Source organism: Salinimicrobium profundisediminis, assembly GCF_026241755.1.
Classification (GTDB): Bacteria; Bacteroidota; Bacteroidia; order Flavobacteriales; family Flavobacteriaceae; genus Salinimicrobium; species Salinimicrobium profundisediminis.
The window spans coordinates 1-2,481 of sequence record NZ_JAPJDA010000058.1; the positions used below are offsets into that span (position 1 = coordinate 1).

Below are 2,481 nucleotides of genomic sequence, written 5' to 3' on the forward strand. Positions count from 1 at the left end.
TTGGTTATTTACCCAAGGTTTTTTATAATTTTCTATCTTACGAGTTCGTTTACGTGACTCGTTATTTTTAAAATAATCTTTTTTATATTCGGCTTTCTTTCCAGAAACCTCTCCTGGAGCCATAGCTTCAACTAAACCCCAAGCTTTTAGCACCGCCTGTACGTCTACACTGCCCATCATTTCACTCCTGTCAATATGCCTAGAAATTTTACAATACCTTCAAGTTTATGATAGCACAAACGAACAAATGGTTTAATCAATGTAAAGCTAACTAATTTACTTTTTCATATAAAAAATGCTTTTATATTTTAAGATAACGCTTTGAAGGAATGTTCGTTCTCATACCTTTGTAGGACGCTGTACAATGACACTCTTGGGTTGGTGGGCTTTGTAGAGTGTTGTTAAGCATCATCGGATTCTCGAATTAAGAAGCTTCTAAAAAGAATCAGGCTGGGACAAAACAGATTTCTAAGATGAAAAAGCCGGTGAAATTTTACGACGAGTAAAATTTCCACCGGCTTTTATTTCTTCTTCAATAAACATAAGGACCACTTCTGATAAAATAAAGTCACCACAACAAATTCAATCAGAAAGAAGGGTCCTTATGTTTAAAGATTATAACATGAATCAAATTATTTTGCCTTTAGATTTAGCAGTGAAATTACAAGAAAATGATATCGCCTTTTCCATCCATCATTTAGTCGAAAGTATTCCTCAAGAAGCTTTTCATTCCTTTAGCCGACAGACTGGCTGTCCATCCTATCATCCACGCATGATGCTGAAAATTATTTTATGCGGCTACACGCAATCTACTTTCTCTGGTCGTAAAATAGAAGGATTATTGAAAGATAGTATCCGCATGATGTGGCTCGCACAAGGATATGAGCCAAGCTACCGCACGATCAACCGGTTCCGTGTACACCCCGAAATGAAAGAATTAATACGCCAATGTTTCGTCCAATTCCGATGTCAGCTGGTTCAGGAGAACCTGATTGATCAAGAAGCGATCTTTATTGATGGCACAAAAATTGAGGCGAACGCTAATAAATTCACGTTTGTATGGAAGAAAGCCATTGAAAAATTCCATGCCAATCTCATTGAAAAGTCTAATCAGTTATACAGCCAGCTCCTTGAAAATGAAATCATTCCTGAAATAAAAAGAGAGAATGAAGAACAGCTTTCGATTGAAGAGTTAAAGCAAGTCGCCAAACAACTAGATGAAGTAGTCGATGATTATACACAAAAAATTGAGAGCTCTGATGATGCAGAAGAGCGTAAACAGCTTCGGAGTGAACGGAAGTCACCAAAACAAATGGTAAAACAACTGAACGATTGGATTGCCCGCAAACAGAAGTATGAAAAGGATTTTAACATGTTTGGCACAAGAAACAGCTATTCAAAAACGGATCAGGATGCAACTTTCATGCGAATGAAAGATGACTATATGCAAAACGGACAATTAAAGGCTGGCTATAATGTACAAATCGCGACAGAAGGACAATACGCACTGGCTTATGATGTGTTTCCAAACCCGACGGATACCAAAACATTAATCCCCTTTCTTGACCGAATTGAACAGGAATTCTTTTCGTTGCCGAAATACATTGTGGCAGATGCCGGTTATGGAAGCGAACAAAATTATGATGACATTTTGACAAAACGCAGCTGTACACCGCTTATTACGTATAATCACTACTTAAATGAGCAAAAGAAAAAGTTCAAACAAGATCCCTTCAAAACAAGTAACTGGGAGTATGATAAGGAAAGTGATACGTTCACTTGTCCGAATGACAAAAAGGTCATGTTTCAATACCATTCAACTCGTTCCGATAAAAGTGGTTACAAGCGACAATTAAAGGTTTATGAATGCGAGGACTGTTCAGACTGCCCATTGCGATCGTTTTGTACAAAAGCACAAGTAGGTACAAATCGTAAACTCATGATCAACGAGAAATGGGAACAGCAAAAAGAATATGTAAAGACAAAGCTTTCGGAAGAAGAAACGGCTGCCATTTACCGTCAACGCAAAACAGACGTGGAGCCAGTTTTTGGATTCTTGAAGGCTAATTTGGGTTTCACTCGGTTTTCGGTTCGCGGTCAATCAAAAGTCGATAACGAAATCGGCCTCGCGTTAATGGCCGTGAATATAAGAAAATCTGCGGCAAGAGCGTAAGATCTTGCCTACCTAAGACCAAAATACATAAGAAAAAAGTGAAATCGACGAGCGATTTCACTTTTTTTCATTGACTGAGACTATTTGTCCCAGCCTCTTTTTTACATTTAACCGATAATTAACACTTTAAAACTTGAAGAAATTTTTAAGTGGAAAAGAACGCCTAGTTTCAGCATACATATAATACGATGAATGAGTGAAAGAAGGAGGGAAGTTTATGCTTGCTAAGGATAAAAAAGAACCGCTTCTATATATCAATCAGCCGAATATCCACTATCCTGAAGTGAATATGCAAAGTGTTTTCTCAT

2 protein-coding genes are annotated in these 2,481 nt (G+C 37.6%); one reads left to right on the forward strand and one right to left on the reverse strand.

Annotated features, from left to right (window positions below):
• A partial coding sequence (locus OQ279_RS18290; protein ID WP_266071308.1) for a hypothetical protein occupies positions 1–180 on the reverse strand: 180 nt, incomplete at its 3' end.
• A 424-nt stretch (positions 181–604) separates the two neighbouring features.
• Here OQ279_RS18290 and OQ279_RS18295 point away from each other — a divergent pair.
• On the forward strand, positions 605–2,173 hold the full coding sequence (locus tag OQ279_RS18295) for an IS1182 family transposase (protein WP_066441986.1): 1,569 nt from the start codon (positions 605–607) through the stop codon (positions 2,171–2,173).
• Positions 2,174–2,481 lie beyond the last annotated feature (308 nt).

Excerpts from the sequence above, each read along its gene's own strand:
- OQ279_RS18295 (WP_066441986.1), top strand. The coding sequence starts at position 605 with ATGTTTAAAGATTATAACATGAATCAAATTATTTTGCCTTTAGATTTA.